Source organism: Microcoleus sp. Pol1C5, from assembly GCF_036701115.1.
In the GTDB taxonomy this organism is placed as follows: domain Bacteria; phylum Cyanobacteriota; class Cyanobacteriia; order Cyanobacteriales; family Microcoleaceae; genus Microcoleus.
The window spans coordinates 1-15,783 of the sequence record NZ_JAUBQE010000003.1 but is presented as its reverse complement, the minus strand read 5'-3'; the positions used below and the strand labels follow the sequence as shown (position 1 = coordinate 15,783).

General features: G+C 45.1%; 11 protein-coding genes. 4 read left to right on the top strand and 7 right to left on the bottom strand.

Translation table 11 applies throughout. The annotated features are described in order from the left end of the window. The first annotated feature begins 121 nt into the window (after positions 1–121). Entirely contained in the window at positions 122–3,091 is a 2,970-nt protein-coding gene (locus QUA23_RS02250) for an adenylate/guanylate cyclase domain-containing protein (protein WP_333072961.1), read from the top strand. An 84-nt stretch (positions 3,092–3,175) separates the two neighbouring features. On the opposite strand, the gene rpmB is transcribed toward QUA23_RS02250, so the two are convergent. The 4 genes from rpmB to rppA form a co-directional block, all read right to left on the bottom strand. Next, positions 3,176–3,412, bottom strand: coding sequence for a 50S ribosomal protein L28 (gene rpmB, locus QUA23_RS02245; protein WP_006634309.1), 237 nt, complete (start codon positions 3,410–3,412; stop codon positions 3,176–3,178). Between the two features lie 147 nt (positions 3,413–3,559). Continuing rightward, positions 3,560–5,548, bottom strand: a complete 1,989-nt coding sequence (htpG, locus tag QUA23_RS02240) for a molecular chaperone HtpG (RefSeq protein ID WP_333072960.1) — start codon at positions 5,546–5,548, stop codon at positions 3,560–3,562. A 264-nt stretch (positions 5,549–5,812) separates the two neighbouring features. Next, positions 5,813–7,144, bottom strand: a complete 1,332-nt coding sequence (rppB, locus tag QUA23_RS02235; RefSeq protein WP_333072959.1) for a two-component system sensor histidine kinase RppB — start codon at positions 7,142–7,144, stop codon at positions 5,813–5,815. A gap of 518 nt (positions 7,145–7,662) precedes the next feature. After that, the gene (gene rppA, locus QUA23_RS02230; protein ID WP_333072958.1) at positions 7,663–8,352 is read right to left on the bottom strand and encodes a two-component system response regulator RppA; all 690 of its coding nucleotides are present in this window, start codon (positions 8,350–8,352) and stop codon (positions 7,663–7,665) included. A 206-nt stretch (positions 8,353–8,558) separates the two neighbouring features. Between rppA and QUA23_RS02225 the strand changes: the two genes are divergently transcribed. The 3 genes from QUA23_RS02225 (at position 8,559) to QUA23_RS02215 (ending at position 11,784) form a co-directional block, all read left to right on the top strand. Then, positions 8,559–9,563, top strand: coding sequence for a multicopper oxidase domain-containing protein (locus tag QUA23_RS02225; protein ID WP_333072956.1), 1,005 nt, complete (start codon positions 8,559–8,561; stop codon positions 9,561–9,563). 157 nt (positions 9,564–9,720) lie between these two features. Continuing rightward, positions 9,721–10,752, top strand: coding sequence for a helix-hairpin-helix domain-containing protein (locus QUA23_RS02220; protein WP_333072955.1), 1,032 nt, complete (start codon positions 9,721–9,723; stop codon positions 10,750–10,752). 87 nt (positions 10,753–10,839) lie between these two features. Then, positions 10,840–11,784, top strand: coding sequence for an FTR1 family protein (locus tag QUA23_RS02215; protein ID WP_333072954.1), 945 nt, complete (start codon positions 10,840–10,842; stop codon positions 11,782–11,784). A 114-nt stretch (positions 11,785–11,898) separates the two neighbouring features. Here the strand turns inward: QUA23_RS02215 and QUA23_RS02210 are convergent, their stop codons facing one another. The 3 genes from QUA23_RS02210 to QUA23_RS02200 form a co-directional block, all read right to left on the bottom strand. Next, complete coding sequence (locus QUA23_RS02210) at positions 11,899–12,417, bottom strand: hypothetical protein (RefSeq protein ID WP_445243465.1); 519 nt, start codon at positions 12,415–12,417, stop codon at positions 11,899–11,901. Further along, complete coding sequence (locus QUA23_RS02205; protein ID WP_333072953.1) at positions 12,414–15,527, bottom strand: efflux RND transporter permease subunit; 3,114 nt, start codon at positions 15,525–15,527, stop codon at positions 12,414–12,416. The genes QUA23_RS02210 and QUA23_RS02205 overlap by 4 nt, the downstream gene beginning before the upstream one ends. Before the next feature lie 65 nt (positions 15,528–15,592). Next, on the bottom strand, positions 15,593–15,783 hold a 191-nt coding region (locus QUA23_RS02200), incomplete at its 5' end, for a hypothetical protein (protein WP_333110289.1).

Sequence of the window (15,783 nt, the reverse complement as noted above, 5' to 3'; positions counted from 1 at the left end):
ATAGGGTAAGGTACGCACTGCGCACCCTACATTAGCTTCTTTCTTGCTTGATCCCTCTTCCTTCTTTCTGCTGTGAACTTTAAAGACCAAATGTGAAATTCCCTAAAACTTAAAACTCGGTATGAATCTGAACCTAAATCAGTTTCTTCGATTCCCTCAATCCCGAATTGGGCGGTACTTAGTTCAAGTAACTGTCGTTGCTGTCGCTTACGCCGTGGGGGCGAGGCTAGCAATTTCAATTCAAGGTGTCAATCCTTTTGCTGCCTCGGTGTGGCCACCTGCAGGAATTGCCCAAGCCGGACTTTTATTGTTTGGGAGTAAAGTCTGGCCTGCCATAGTTTTGGGCACATTTTTGCTCAATTTGGTTAACCCAACTGAACAGATATTTGCACTTTGGCTGGGAGGAAACGCCGGGGCAATTCTGCAAGCGGTTTTTGCAGTAACCGCCCTGAGCTGGTTCCGGTTTCGTCCCTCTATCGAGCGATTGAAAGATGTAATTAATTTAATTTTGTTTGGCGGTCTAATTGCTACTCAAATTAGTTGCACTATTGGCGCGTTTTCTCTATATTTAGCTGGCAAAATAGAGTGGAGCGAATATTGGTCTGCTCGATGGAATTGGTGGTTGGGAGACACAATGGGAGTTTTAATTATAACTCCATTAATTTTAATATTTATTCGTCCTCAAGCAACCGCAAATCGTTTAAAAATAAAAACAGAAACCAAGAAAACTTATTTAATTGAGCGAGGAGTATGGTTAATATTATTGATCGGGGTGAGCTGGCTGGTCTTTGAGTCGAAACAAGAAGCTTCGATTTCTCGTTATCCCCTGGAATATTTACCGTTTCCTTTGCTCATGTGGGCGGCGCTTCAATTCGGTCAGCGAGCTGCTGTTATAGCATCGTTTATTGTCTCAATCATCGCAATTTTGGGCAGTTCTCATGGAGGGGGACCCTTCACAGCAAAAGCCGACAATATTAATCAGGCTATCTTATTTTTGCAAGCTTTTATGGGTGTAATTACGATTACCTCGCTGTTATTAGCAGCGACAGTAGCTGAACGCACATCAGCCGAGTATTCTCTGCGGGAGAGCGAAATTAAATATCGAGAATTGGTGGAAAATGCTAACAGTATTATTCTGAAACTGGACGCTGACGGCAATATTACTTTTTTTAACGAATTTGCCGAAAAATTCTTTGGTTACAAGGAGGAAGAAATTCTGGGAAAAAATGCCTTGGGAACCATTATTCCACCGACGGACATTGAAGGAAATAATTTAGAGTTGGTTTATAGTCAAATTTTACAACATCCCGATCGCTTTACCAGCTATGAAAATGAAAATATCCGGCGCAGTGGCGATCGCGTTTGGGTATCTTGGGCAAATAAACCGCTGGTTGATTCAGCGGGCAAACTTTTGGGCATCCTCTGCATCGGGACAGATATCACCGATCGCCGCAAAGCTGAAATAGCGTTGCAAAAGCTCAATGAAAAGCTGGAAATCCGAGTTGAAGAGCGGACAAATGCCCTGAAACAAAGCGAACTTCAGCTACAGAAACAGAAATCGGCATTAATTGATTTAGCCAAAAATAAAGCGCTGAATCAAGGCGACTTCACAAAAGCGCTTCAACAAATAACTCAAACTGCTAGCCGTACTCTGGAAGTTGTCCGATCGAGCGTCTGGCTGTACGATCGCACTAAATCCAAGATGGAGTGCCTGGATGTGTTCGATCGCACTCTCAACCAGCACTCACACGGTTTGAAATTAACAGCAGCAGACTATCCTGTCTATTTTCAAACACTGCGAGAAGAACGCGCAATTGCTGCCTTTGACGCGCAAAACGATTTTAGAACTAAAGAATTTGCGGAATCTTACCTAATTCCTTTGGGCATCACTTCTATGCTAGATACGCCGATTCAAATAGGCGGAGAAACAGCAGGAGTTCTCTGTTTAGAACACGTAGGAATGCCCCGCTTTTGGACGATTGAAGAACAAAGTTTCGCTGTTTCTCTAGCAGACTCTGTAACTTTCGCAATGGAAGCGCGAGAACGCCAGCGGGCTGAAGAAGCGCTGCGGCAAGCTGAAGAAAAATACCGCAGCATTTTTGAAAATGCGATCGTCGGCATTTTTCAAACTACCCCAGATGGGCAATATCTCAGCGCCAATCCTGCTTTGCTTCGCATTTACGGTTACAGTTCACGCGAGGAATTGGTGGGCACACTAACTGATATTAGCCAACAACTTTATGTTGACCCCGATCGCCGCGCCGAAGTTGTCCGCTTCATAGAAGAACAAGGAAAAGTATCGGATTTTGAATCTCAAATTTACCGCCGAGATGGCAGCATAATTTGGATTTCGGAAAATACTTATACCGTGCGCGATTCCTACGGAAATTTGCTTTATTATGAAGGTACTGTTCAAGATATCACAACTCGCAAACAAGCTGAGGCAGCTTTGCGCTTAGAACAAGAAAAATCCGACCGTCTCCTACTCAACGTTTTACCGCAACCAATCGCCGATAGATTAAAACAAGACCAAAGCATCATCGCCGATACATTTGCCGAAGTAACAGTATTGTTTGCAGATATAGTCGGTTTTACCCAAATTAGTTCCCAAATTTCTCCCCCCGAATTAGTTTCCTTGCTTAACGACATTTTTTCCACATTCGATCTCCTAGCAGAAAAGCACGGATTGGAAAAAATTAAGACCATTGGCGACGCTTACATGGTAGTAGGAGGATTGCCAATGCCCCGCAGGGATCATGCAGAGGCGATTGCCCAAATGGCCATCGATATGCAGCAGGCAATTACTGACTTCAGCAATATCCACAATCAAGATTTCAGCATCAGAATCGGCATCAACAGCGGCCCGGTTGTCGCCGGAGTCATCGGTATTAAAAAATTTATTTACGATTTGTGGGGAGACACCGTTAACACCGCTTCCCGCATGGAATCTCACGGCTTGCCGGGGTGTATTCAGGTAACAGAGACAACTTATCAGCAGTTGCGAGAAAAGTATTCCTTTGAAAGTCGCGGCGCGATCGAAGTTAAAGGCAAAGGCGAGATGACTACTTATTTACTAAAATGCCGAAAATAGCTTTAGTAAAGGTTTTTCTCTAAAAGTAAGGGCGATCGCACATTGAATAGTGCGATCGCCCTCATTTTAATTTAGCCAAGTTTTTTAAAGCTTGTAAAGATTAATTCCAGCTTCCTTCGCCATGATTTCCAAACCCTTGTGTTGCAAGGTTTTAATGGCCTTTGTAGAAAGGTGCAATCTTACCCAGCGCTTCTCCTGCGGCCACCAAACCCGCTTCCACTGCAAATTGGCGTCTTGCAATTTGTGAGTGCGGTGGTGCGAGTGAGAAACTGCAAAACCGTTATTAGCCTTCTTTCCCGTTAGCTGACATTTCCGTGACATACTTCCCTCCAGATTACCGTTTTTTGCGTGCAGCATTTCATTATACCCGAAGGAAGAAGGAAGAAGGAAGAAGGCTTGACTTATCCCTTTACCAATAGAAATAGACTCTTACTCCCCCCCTTAGCAAGGGGGGGTTGGGGGGGTTAATTACATTGCACGTTCAGTCAATTTTGTCAAGACTTGATTCGATCGCTCGACAAAATCCTTCATCCCTTCAGCATCGAAACCCTTCTGGGCCATCAAAGCCAAGTCGTAAACGTGGTGACAAATCATACTCGCCAACTGACTTGACGGAGACTCCCCGCCGCCTTGAATAATCGCACCCTGACTCAAACTCGCCAGATTTTGAATCAGCGGGTGAGAGGTATTCACCAGCAAAACGTGTTCTTCGGGGAATTCGGCGGCTTGCTGCTGCAAAAGCGCCGTCATATCGCGCATCCGGCGCAAAGCTTCCGGCAAAAGTACGATCGCAGGTGGCGTCGCCTCCGCAGAGTCCGACTTCAAAGCTTCTGTGCGAATGTTCACTTTCGGCTTATTGAGAGCTTTTTGGAACATTTCTTTAACTTGTTCGCTGCGAGTTTTATTCGTCGCCGGATCGACGATTTCCGCTTCTTTCTCTTTGTCAATTAGCGTTTCGTCGATGTCGGAATCAACCCGCGAGAATTTGACATCTGAGTATTCTCTTTCCAAGAAGCTGATAAAGTGCGTGTCGATGAAAGAATCCATAAACAGCACTTCTAAACCTTGGCTTTTGTGCATTGCCACGTAAGTTGCTTGAGACGCCGGATCGGTACAATAAAACACACGATTTTCCTGGCGTTTTTGATTGCGTTCCAAATACTCTTTTAGAGTCGTGTAAGGCTGCGTGGAAGTAGAATTTTCCGACTTCGGAGTGACATCTTGCCACAAATCTCCTTCCTCAGTTTGCACCTGAACTTCTGGCGTTACAGTTTCTGGCTTGTCCGCTGTTGGTTCGTAGGTGCTGCGGTAGATTAAAATATCTTCGACTTGCTTTTTGAACTTGTCATCGTTGAGAGTTCCGAACTTGACAAAAGTGCCGATATCTTGCCAGCAGCGGATGTATTCGTTGCGGTCGTCGCGGTAGAGTTCTTTCAGGCGATCGCCCACTTTTTTCGCAATATAATCAGCAATTCTCCGCACCGTGCGATTGCTTTGCAAAGAACTGCGAGAAACGTTCAGGGGAATGTCGGTACTGTCAATGACTCCCCGCAGCGGCATCAAGAATTTCGGGATAATTTCTTCGCAGTGGTCGCTGACAAAAACCTGGTTGCAGAATAGCTTGATATTGCCTTGGGTAACATCGACATCCGGGCGCAGTTTTGGAAAGTAAAGAATCCCGTTGACAATAAAAGGATAATCTGTATTCAGGTGTACCCACAGCAGCGGCTCGTCTTGGAACGGATAAAGGTAGCGGTACAGTTCTAAGTAATCTTCTTTTTGCAAATTGCTGGCTGATTCCCGCCAAATTGCTTTGTGCTTGTTGAGTTCCTCTCCCTCAAATTTGATGGGAACTGGCATGAAATCGCAGTAAGTTTTGATTAACTGCTTAATGCGACTGGGTTCTACATATTCTTGTTCTTCATCTTGGAGGGTAAGAGTAATAGTAGTGCCGCGTTCCGTACGGGAAGATTCTGATAGTTCAAAAGCGGGGGAACCGTCGCAAGACCAGTGTACGGCTTGGGAGCCTTCCTGGTAAGAAAGAGTATCAATGTCTACTTTCTTCGCCACCATGAAAGAAGAGTAGAAACCCAGACCGAAGTGACCGATAATTGCGTCCTCGCCGCTGCCTTGGTATTTTTCAATAAATTCTTCTGCGCTGGAGAAAGCGACTTGGTTGATGTATTTTTTTACCTCATCGGCGGTCATGCCGATGCCGTTATCGGAAATTGAGAGGGTTTTGTTATCTTTGTCGATCGCTATGTTGATTTGCGGTTCGCCCATGTCACCGCCGTATTCGCCGGAACGGGAAACCATTTTGAGTTTGGCAATGGCATCGACGCCGTTAGAAATTAGTTCCCGCAAGAAGACTTCGTGGTCAGTGTATAGCGACTTCTTGATAATCGGGAAAATATTTTCGGTATGGATTGAGATTGTTCCCTGTTCTAAAACTGTCATAATTTTTCTCTGTGATGACTGCTAATTGCTGAGAAATAGCTATTTAATGATTTTCGGCGATCGTGCTCTCTTGTGCAAAAGGGATTACCACAAAAAGATGATTCGGTTTTCCCCACATCTTGCACAATTCTCAATTAGCCTTTCACTGGCGGGTTCTCCTGTCCAACCCCTACTCCCCACAAGATATTTCAATTTTTGTGGAACAGGCCGAAAAGCCTGTTAAGCGAACATGGTGCAAGATGTCAGTTGCCCTCACATAGTAGCTCACAAAGGCAACTGCAGGAGAAAGGTGCTGCCGGAACCCAATTCGCTGCGGGCGCTGAGGCTGCCGCGGTGTGCCCGGGCTATGGTTTGGGCGATCGCCAATCCCAGTCCCGAACCGCCGGTATGGCGCGATCGATCGCTGTTGACTCGGTAGAATCGATCGAATATTCGCTCTAAATCTGCCGCCGCTATCCCAATACCGGTATCTTGAACCTGAACGATCGCCTCTTGGTGGCTGCAATCTAAAATAACTGTTACTTTCCCGCCCGCCGGAGTGTATTGAATCGCATTAACAATTAAATTAGCAACTAAGCGATAAAGTTGGTCGGAATTGCCGACAACATTTAATTGCTGCTGCACTCGCACGGAGGATGTTAACGCTACCTTAGAAGCGATCGCCATTGCTGCCAATTCCTCGACTAAATCGCTCACCAAGTCATTCAAACAACACAATTGAGGGCGATCGCGTATCGCCTGATTATCCATGCGAGCCAGCAGCAGCAAATCAGCAACTAACTGAGTCAGTCGTCGATTTTGGCGCTCTACCGTCCGCAAAATTTCCCGCGCCTCTTTTTCATCTAATTGAGGCGTCAACAGCGCCGATTCTACAGTCGCCTGCGAAGCCGCTAAAGGCGTCCGCAATTCGTGGGCTGCATCCGCTGTAAACTGTTGGATTTGTCGGTAGGAAGAATAAATCGGTTTCATTGCCAATCCTGCCAACAACCAACTAGCAAAGCCTATCAAAATCAATGCTGTAGGCAATCCTAATTTCAAAACCCATTTCACTGTACTGAGATAATCATTAAAGTCTTGCAGGCTCCGCCCAACTTGAAAATATCCCCAATCTTGCTGTGTTTGGGTGTGTAGCGCTACAGAAATTTGGTGGTAAACATTGCCTTTGGCGTCAGTTATTGTTTGCCAGTATAGGGAGTTAAATTCTGGTGGTAAGTCTTCGGGATAAGCGCCTGCTGTAGCAATTAATTTACCCGAAGAATCAAATAAACGAATATAGTAATAGCCTTGGTTTATAGCGCTTAAAATATGGCGGCTTGGCAACTGTTCTTTAATGCCTTTAACTCCAATTAGGCGGAGGTTGGGCAAAAGTTCGTTTACTATTGGCTCCAAGCGTCCGGGCTGCTGCAATTTGAGTTCTAGGCTGTCGTGTAGCGTCCCCGCTACCGATTCTAATTCCCTGTCTATGGCTACCCAGTGAGCGTGGGCGATCGCCTTGTATACGCCAAATCCCAACAAGCTTAAAATCAAACCCATTACAGCCGCATAGGAAATGGCTAATTGCCAGCGAGTTCGATTAAATAGTTTATTTTGATTCACCTTTCATATCTTGCTAGTAATTGGTAATTGGTAATTAGTTGAAGATGATATTTTTTTACCTACCACAGAGGACGCAGAGAACGCAGAGGAGGAGAAAAGAGAGAATAAGCTCTTAAATAATCAGGTTTATGACACCCGTGTCTAAGTCCTATTAAAATAAAAATTTCCAGGTAATAATAATACATTTTTTATATTTGGCTTTCATGCCAAATCCTCATGTTTTAGGAGTTCTGCATATTCGCTTATTCCGAGTTCCGCAAGTTGTCGGTCTTCTTCGGCAAATTCGCCGTAGAGTGCAGCTAAGTTAGTTTCATCGATTGCTGGAATAGTAGCTAATCGGGTACGGAATTTTAGGAAGGCAATAAATTAAAATACTTGTTTGAGTTGTTCTAGATCGAGCTTTTCTAACTCTTGTTGGATTAAATCTTTCATAGCAGTCATTTTTACGATCGAGTTTTCTATATTATAGCCAGATACTGGAAATGAGATATAATCCGCCCGCTGTTGCCCCTACAGCTTTAATTTCTCATGCGGTATCCGACGCCGTGAACGGTTTCAATTAAATTCGTGCCACCAACAGACTCAAGTTTGCGCCGCAGCAAGCGCACTTGAGCTGCTACCACATTGCTAAAGGTATCTGCACTCGCCTCCCATAGCTGATTCCGAATTTGGTCAGTAGTGATAATTTGGTTGGGATGTTTCATAAAGTATTGTAGCAGTTGAAACTCTTTGTTTGTTAGAGGAATTATCTGGCTTTTGCCACTTCGATCGAGATGGCACACAGTTCGATTTCCGCAGTCCAAAACCAGATTTCCTATCTGTAGCTGTTGCGGTTGAATTTGGGGCGCTCGCCTTTGCAAAGCCCGCAATCTTGCTAACAGTTCCGCCATGCCAAACGGTTTAACTAAATAATCGTCAGCCCCGGCGTCTAGTCCCGCAACTTTATCTTCCATTCGGTCTTTGGCGGTTAGCATCAAGACGGGCAGGGCGCTATTTTTAGCACGCAATCTCCGCAGCAATTCTAATCCTGACAATCCTGGTAGCAACCAGTCAAAAATAGCCAGGTTATATTGCATCCAGTGGCTGTTTAAATATTCCCAAGCTTCACTGCCATCCAAAGCCCAATCAACTATATATTTTTCCTGCTTTAAAGTGCGATCGATCGCTTTCCCTAAATCTGGCTCATCTTCAACTAGCAAAACTCTCATAACTCTAATTTATAGCGGTAAATCCTTATACATTGTTAGCGAGCGGCAGCATCTACCCCAACATTTAAGCTCACATACTAAGATGAAATCAGCATGAAATTTTCTGAATTGGCAGAAAAAGATAACAGTTGATAATAATTGACAACAAGCTAGTAATGTCTTATAATCAACCACGAGTGAATTTTTGAGAAAATTTTTCAATAAGTATGACAGATTTATCCGATCGTCCCGCCATTAAAAAGGCTGGGCGCTGGAGTCGCCGCCAACTGCTACAGCTAGGAATTGCTGGGGCTGGGGTAGCGGGCGGCGCGATCGCACTTCAAAACTTGACTCGCAAACCGACATCAGTCGCGAGAATACCGCCCATCCCCGCAGATGCACTCACCGTCAGCAATATCAACCCGATGCAAATTGCGCGAGATTTTGATTACGGCACGGTGACGCGCGAAAACGGGCGCACGGTTCGGGAATTTCGCCTGGAAGCTAATACTTCGATCGTCCAACTTAACAGCGCCGTCACTTTCAACACCTGGAACGTCAACAATCGAGTGCCGGGACCGACATTGAGGGCAACTGAGGGCGATCGTATCCGCGTCATTTTTTATAACAAAGCCGGACATTCTCATTCGCTGCACTTTCACGGCGTTCATACCAGCGAAATGGATGGCGTTAAACCAGTGAAAAACGGTTCGGTATTTATTTATGAATTCGATGCCAATCCTTACGGATTGCATCTATATCACTGCCATATTGATCCCGTAACTCGCCATATAGGTAAAGGACTATATGGAATGTTCATCATCGATCCGCCAAAACCCCGCCCTCCCGCCGATGAAATATTGTTAATCATGGGGGGATATGACGTAAACGAGGACGAAAAAAACGAACTATACGCTTTTAACGGGTTGCCTAATTATTATATGAATAACCCGATCCCTATTTACAAAAATCAGTTAATCCGGCTCTACGTACTCAACATGATCGAGTACGAAGCAGCAGTAACATTCCACTTGCACGCCAACTTTTTTGACGTATATCGCACGGGAATGACTTTAAATCCCAGTGAAAGAACTGATGTCATCACCATGGGAGTAGCTGAAAGACATATATTAGAATTTACCTACGGCTACCCTGGAAAATATATGTTTCATCCCCATCAAGATGCGATCGCCGAAGCTGGCTGCATGGGTGTATTTGAAGTCATCACTTAAACCCAATCCTGCTACCAGGGTGCGCCGATTCAAATAAAGTATGAAATTATTTGACAAGCTCGATCGCAAATAGGTAGAATGAATAGCTCACAAATTGAGAATTATTCTTAATAACTTGTGAGTCCAAATCCACATAAAGTAAAAATTAGCAACTGCCATGTTACCATCCTTTCGCTTATTACCGACCGCCACCGCTACAGCCATCCTCGTTGCTCTGGCTGGTTGCGTTTCCACCCCCACAGCTAGCAACACTGACAGCACACCCTCACCCGCTGCTACAGCCAGTCCCGCATCCACAAGCGGTCACAGCGGGAATCACGGCGGCAAGGGTGGCATCAACATCAATACTGCCATTCTTTCAGAGTTAGATAAACTCGAAGCCAAGTTAGGAGTACCGGCACTTTCTAACAAAATTCAAGCCAGCCGCCCTTACGGGAAAGTCGAAGAATTGGTCTCAAAAAATGTCATTACTCAAGCCCAATTCGACCAAATCAAAGACTTGGTAACTATTGAAAATGTGGTGCTGACAGGCGAACCCAAAGATGTAGACTACATGACTAAACTTGGCTTGATGAAAGGGCATCTTTTCGTAGCCCAAGAACTCTTGGATCAAGGCAAACCAGACCAGGCAGAACCGCACATCGGGCATCCAGTCGAAGAAATTTATGCCGATGTGGAAGATCAGCTAAACGAGCGTAAAATTCCTGAATTTAAGGCTACTTTAATTAAATTGCAGGATTTAGTTAAAGCGGGTGCAAAAGATCCGGCTCAAGTGAAAGCAGAATTTGACACATCAATGCAAGCAGTTGATGGAGCAATTGCCGCCCTTCCCGAAACGCAGCGAAAAGATCCGAAATTCGTGCTGCAAGTGATTAACGGCTTGTTGGATACAGCTAATTCCGAATACGGAGCGGCAGTTGCTAACGGCAAAATTTCCGCAATTATTGAATATCAAGATTCGCGAGGTTTTGTGATGTACGCGGAAATGCTGTACAAAGATATCGCCGAACAAGTGGCTAAAACCAGCCCTGAAATTGACAAAGCAATTGTTGCCAACATGGCTGAACTGAAAACAAATTGGCCAACGGCGATCGCACCCCCCGCCCCCGTAAAAACCACCGAACAAGTCAACCAGTTAGTTAAAACGATCGAAAGCGACAGCCAAAAAGTTCTCAAACCAGCATCCTAAAAACATCACTCTCATCAAGAGCGGTAATTGGTAAAGAATCTGCCAATTACCTCGCTCATTAACCACTCTCATTCCCACCATAAAAAAATGAATTTTGGCGAAGCATTGCCCACATTTGTAATTACCCTCCGCGAAGGAGTCGAAGCCGCCTTAGTTGTCGGAATCGTTCTCGCTTGCCTCAAAAAGTCGGGACAAAGCTATTTAAGCCCTTGGGTTTTTGGGGGTGTTGGGGTTGGACTTATTGCCAGTGCTTTGATAGGTGTACTGTTGGTCTGGACGATGCAAATTTTGTCGGCATCCAATCAGCCTTTTGCACCGATTATGGAATTGCTGCTAGAAGCAATCTTTGGGCTGATAGCGATCGCAATGCTGAGCTGGATGCTGATTTGGATGACCAAGCAAGCGCGATTTATGAAAGCCGAAGTTGAAGGCGCTGTAAGTGCTGCTTTAACGCAAAACTCTCATGCCGGTTGGGGCGTATTTAGTTTAGTTTTTATTGCTGTTTTGCGCGAAGGGTTTGAAACTGTTTTGTTTGTCGTCGCCAAGTTTCAACAAGGCATTATTCCAGCCCTCGGCGCTTTAGGCGGCATTCTCTCAGCCACCGGACTTGGTGTCCTGCTGTTTAAATGGGGAGTCAAAATTAATATCCGCCTATTTTTCAAATATATGGGCATTTTATTGCTCTTCATTGTAGCGGGTTTAGTGGTATCTACTTTGGGACTTTTTGACAGCGCGATGAATATTTTATCGCAAACAAACCGCGAATCAGCAGCACTGTGTTTCTATTACGAAAGATTTACTAAAATCCACTCTTGCATTCTCGGGCCGATGGTCTGGAATACCTCGCAACTGCTTCCCGAAGACAAGTTTCCAGGTTTGTTTTTGAGTGCGCTGTTTGGCTACACGGATAAGCTCTATGTCGTGCAGGCGATCGCTTATTTAGTCTTTTTAATTACCGTCGGTGGGATTTATTTTCAAAGTTTGGCAGGTCGAGTGTTTTTCCCGTTTAAAAAAACCCAGGCAAGTAAATAGGAAATAAAGTGCGATCGAAACGCGATCGGCTTTGTAGTCGAAATGCAGGAGGCAGTTGTTTGTGGCTAATAACTAATGCGCCCCTAAGTTAGAGCGCATTAGGAAATCAGCTATCTATTGATTGAATGTAAAACGACCGTCAACTTTTTCTCCGTTAATATCCGCAGTAACTTTCACGGGATAACTTCCTGCATCTTTGCCGGGAAACACCACAGCGTAATGTTTGCCCTCAGCATCATACTTGAGAGCTAGGGTTTGCTGCTTTCCATTCGGCAACTGCACTTGAGCCGTCACTTTGGCATTAGGAACTGGTTCCTTTTTCTCCCCTTTTTGCAAAAAAACATCTAAATGAGTTCCGGTAGCTTCTTTTTCAGGTACAAACTCTAAATAGTAAGCTCCCGACTTTACAACTTTCCCCCCTTTAGTTGCTGTTGCAGGAGCAGTGGCGGGAGTAGAAGACGCAGGTTGAGAGGCGACAGGAGGGGAGGCTGGAGTGCTATTTGGATCGCTTGCTTGGTCGCCTTTATTACAGGCTCCCAAAAATAACAATCCGACGCTGCCTAAAATAATTAAATTAGACTTGAGCGATTTCACTTGTTTGGCTCCTTGCTGACAATAATTATAAATTATCACACATTAACTACCTTAGCGTCTTCAACAGGGGGCTGAGGTTTTTGAGGTCGTAAAAAATTACCAAATTGAGCATACAAAGCTGGCAAAACTAACAGAGTCAAGGCAGTAGAAGTAAATAATCCGCCTAAAACTACTACGGAAAGCGGTTGCAAAATTTCCTTGCCCGCCCCGCCTTCTAAGACTAAAGGTGCTAAACCCAAAGCTGAGGTTAAAGCGGTCATCAGGATGGCGTTGAGCCGTTCCATCGAGCCTTTAATAATTGCTTCCTTAAAAGGCATTCCATCGGCAAATTTAGTGTTGTAGTTGTCTACTAATAACAAGCCGTTGCGGGTGGCAACGCCAAATAAAGTCACAAAGCCAACTAAAGAAGCTACAGAGATGATGCCGCCCGTCAAAGCTACGGCAATTACTCCTCCCACTAATCCGATCGGCAAATTAATCATAATCATAGCAGTTGAAGGAAGGGACTTGACGGACAAGTACATCAATACTGTAATTACCAAAAAGGCGATCGCACTAAATATCATAATATTTTGCGAAGCTCTTTGCTCAGCTTCAAATTGACCGCCGTACTGGATAAAATAGCCAAAAGGCAACTCCACCTCTCGTTTAACTTTAGCTTGAATTTCATTCACAACCGATCGCAAATCCCTACCTTTAGCATTCGCCGCCGCCACAATCAAGCGAGAAACATTCTCGCGGTTAATCGTATTTGGGCCCGTACCGTATTTGACAGTAGCAACTTGGGCGAGGGGAATCTTGTTGCCGCTTGGAGTATCAACCAACAAATTCTGAATAGTTTCTAAGTTATTTCTAGCTTCAGGCTGCAACCACACAACTAAATCAAAAGTTTGCTGCACCTCCAAAACTTGAGAAACAACTTTGCCGTTCAAAGCTGTCTCAATTATTTCAGAAAGCTCTCCGATTTTCAAACCGTATCTACCCGCCGCTTGACGGTTAAACTTAATTTGAATTTGTTGCACAGGCACCTGCGGTTCGAGTTGCAAATCTACAATACCTTCAACTGTTTTCATTTGCTCTTCTACTTTGGCACCGATGCTGCGAAGTTGATCCAAATCCGGGCCAAATATTTTGACAGCAATCTGACTTCTGACACCAGATAAAACCTCATCCATCCGGTGAGAAATAAAACCGCCGATATTTGGTGCAACTCCCGGCAATCTAGCAAATTCCTGCCGCAGCGACTCCAAAGTTTTCGGCCGATTTTTCATCCCTGCCTCGCTCAAACCGATATCAATGTGAGCTAAATTGACTCCCGCAGCATCAGCATCTCCCGGAGCTCTGCCCGATCGCACTTGTACGTATTCAAACCTGGTATCACTCTTAAGTGCATCTTCGATCGCAAAAGCCGCGCTATCTGTTGTCTCCAAAGACACCCCCGGATAGAGCATAATAGTATTCACCAAAGTTTGCTCCTGAAACTCCGGCAAAAACACCCGTCCAAAGGAAGGCAAAATAATTAATGCAGCCACCATGCTAGCAGCAGCTAAAGCTAAAATAATCCCCGAAAATCGCATTGACAATTGTATAAAAAAATGATAGAGGCGCTTGCAAAATCTCGGCAGCCAAGGTTCCGCAGCACTCATACGTTTGGTAGGCAACAAGATAGCGCAAAGGGCCGGAGATATTAACAGCGATTCCAGACTAGAAATCACAACAACTACCAGATAAGTAATCCCCATCGGCGTAAAAATTCGACCTTCTACACCGGGCAAAGTAAAAATTGGCGAAAACACCACAATGCCAATAACAGTCGCTCCAATTAACGAATCGCGCACCTCCTGACTGCCGTCAAAAATCACATCCATCACCGGGCGAGGATGAAGCGAAGACGTATTTTCTCTCAAGTTGCGGTAGGTATTTTCGGCATAGACGATCGCATCGTCGATCGCAGTGCCGATTGCCACCGACAAACCCCCCAAAGTCATCGTATTCAGCCCCAGCCCCAGCCAATACATCGCCAGCAACGCCAACAGCCAAGTCAGAAAGAAATCCAGCAAAACAACCGCCAGAGTGCGCCAATTCATCAAAAACGGGATGAGAATAAGGGTGACGATAATACTGCCTTCAACTAAAGCCGATCGCACATTCTCTACCGAGGAATTGATATATTCTTCCTGTCGAAAAGTCACAGTAACTTTAATATCTTTTGGCAGAGCTTCCTGCACCTCAGCCATTGCTGCCTCAACCGCTTTTGTTACCGTCGGAGTATCAGCAACTGGCTGTCTATTTACCATCACAATCACAGCTTTTTTGCCGTTAAAACTGCCGTCGCCCCGCTTGATTGCAGCACCAACCTTGACATCAGCGACATCAGCAATTCTGACGACTGTTCCGTGGCGAGAGTCGATCGCCGATTGCTGCAAATCTTCCAGAGACTCAATCCGCCCCACCCCCCGGATTAAAGTTTCTCGATCCGGCGTAATTAAATACCCCCCCGGCGCGTTAACATTCGCAGCCGCAGCCGCTTCAGCTACTTGCTGCAAAGATACATTAAATGCTTTCAACTTGGCAGGTTTTACTAATACTTGATACTGCCTTTCTTCGCCGCCGTAAGCCACGACTTGAGCAACGCCTGTCACTGCCAAAAGCCGATTTGTGACTTGCCAGTCTACCAGACGGCGCACTTCCATCAAAGGAGTAGTTTCTGATGTAAAAGCATAAGTAATAACAGTTCCCACAGGAGAAGTGGTCGGAGAAATTTGCGGTGTTTCTACCCCAGCAGGGAGTTTGCTTTGCGCTTGCTGCAACCGTTCTGTTATCAATTGGCGCGCTTGATAAATTTCAGTTCCCCAATCAAAGATTACCTTAACCGCAGAAAGGCCGACAGCCGAAGACGATCGCACTGCTGTTACCCCAGGAGTTCCGTTAATTGCACTTTCGATCGGCAGTGTTACCAAAGACTCGATTTCTTCCGGCGCGAGCCCCGGTGCTTCGGTCTGAATTTCGACTTGCGGGGGTGCAAAAGGAGGGAAGACATCAAGCGACATTTGGGGGATGATAGAAAATGTCCAAAGACTAACAATAATGGTAGCGATAACAACTAGCCAGCGGCGGTTTATTACCCATCTAAGAATAGTGCTGAACATTTTATTATTTGGGATTTAATAAATACATACTTATGCAAACTAAATTGCTATTTTCACGCAATTGTTTACTTCAAACTATTGACTTCTGCCTCTTGATTCTTAACGTGATGGTTGTCATTGTGTAACAGCAGTTCATTGTCCAACGCCAATGCAGAGCCGGAAAAACTATTGTTTCCGGCATTGTTTCCAGAATCCGCTGCTATTGCTGGCAATTTGCGCCGATTTCCCCACAACACGCCGGCTGTGAAAGTCAGGG

Excerpts from the sequence above, each read along its gene's own strand:
- QUA23_RS02250 (WP_333072961.1), top strand. The coding sequence starts at position 122 with ATGAATCTGAACCTAAATCAGTTTCTTCGATTCCCTCAATCCCGAATT.
- QUA23_RS02215 (WP_333072954.1), top strand. The coding sequence starts at position 10,840 with ATGAATTTTGGCGAAGCATTGCCCACATTTGTAATTACCCTCCGCGAA.
- rppA (WP_333072958.1), bottom strand. The coding sequence starts at position 8,352 with ATGAGAGTTTTGCTAGTTGAAGATGAGCCAGATTTAGGGAAAGCGATC.
- htpG (WP_333072960.1), bottom strand. The coding sequence starts at position 5,548 with ATGACAGTTTTAGAACAGGGAACAATCTCAATCCATACCGAAAATATT.
- QUA23_RS02220 (WP_333072955.1), top strand. The coding sequence starts at position 9,721 with ATGTTACCATCCTTTCGCTTATTACCGACCGCCACCGCTACAGCCATC.
- QUA23_RS02225 (WP_333072956.1), top strand. The coding sequence starts at position 8,559 with ATGACAGATTTATCCGATCGTCCCGCCATTAAAAAGGCTGGGCGCTGG.
- rpmB (WP_006634309.1), bottom strand. The coding sequence starts at position 3,412 with ATGTCACGGAAATGTCAGCTAACGGGAAAGAAGGCTAATAACGGTTTT.
- QUA23_RS02205 (WP_333072953.1), bottom strand. The coding sequence starts at position 15,527 with ATGTTCAGCACTATTCTTAGATGGGTAATAAACCGCCGCTGGCTAGTT.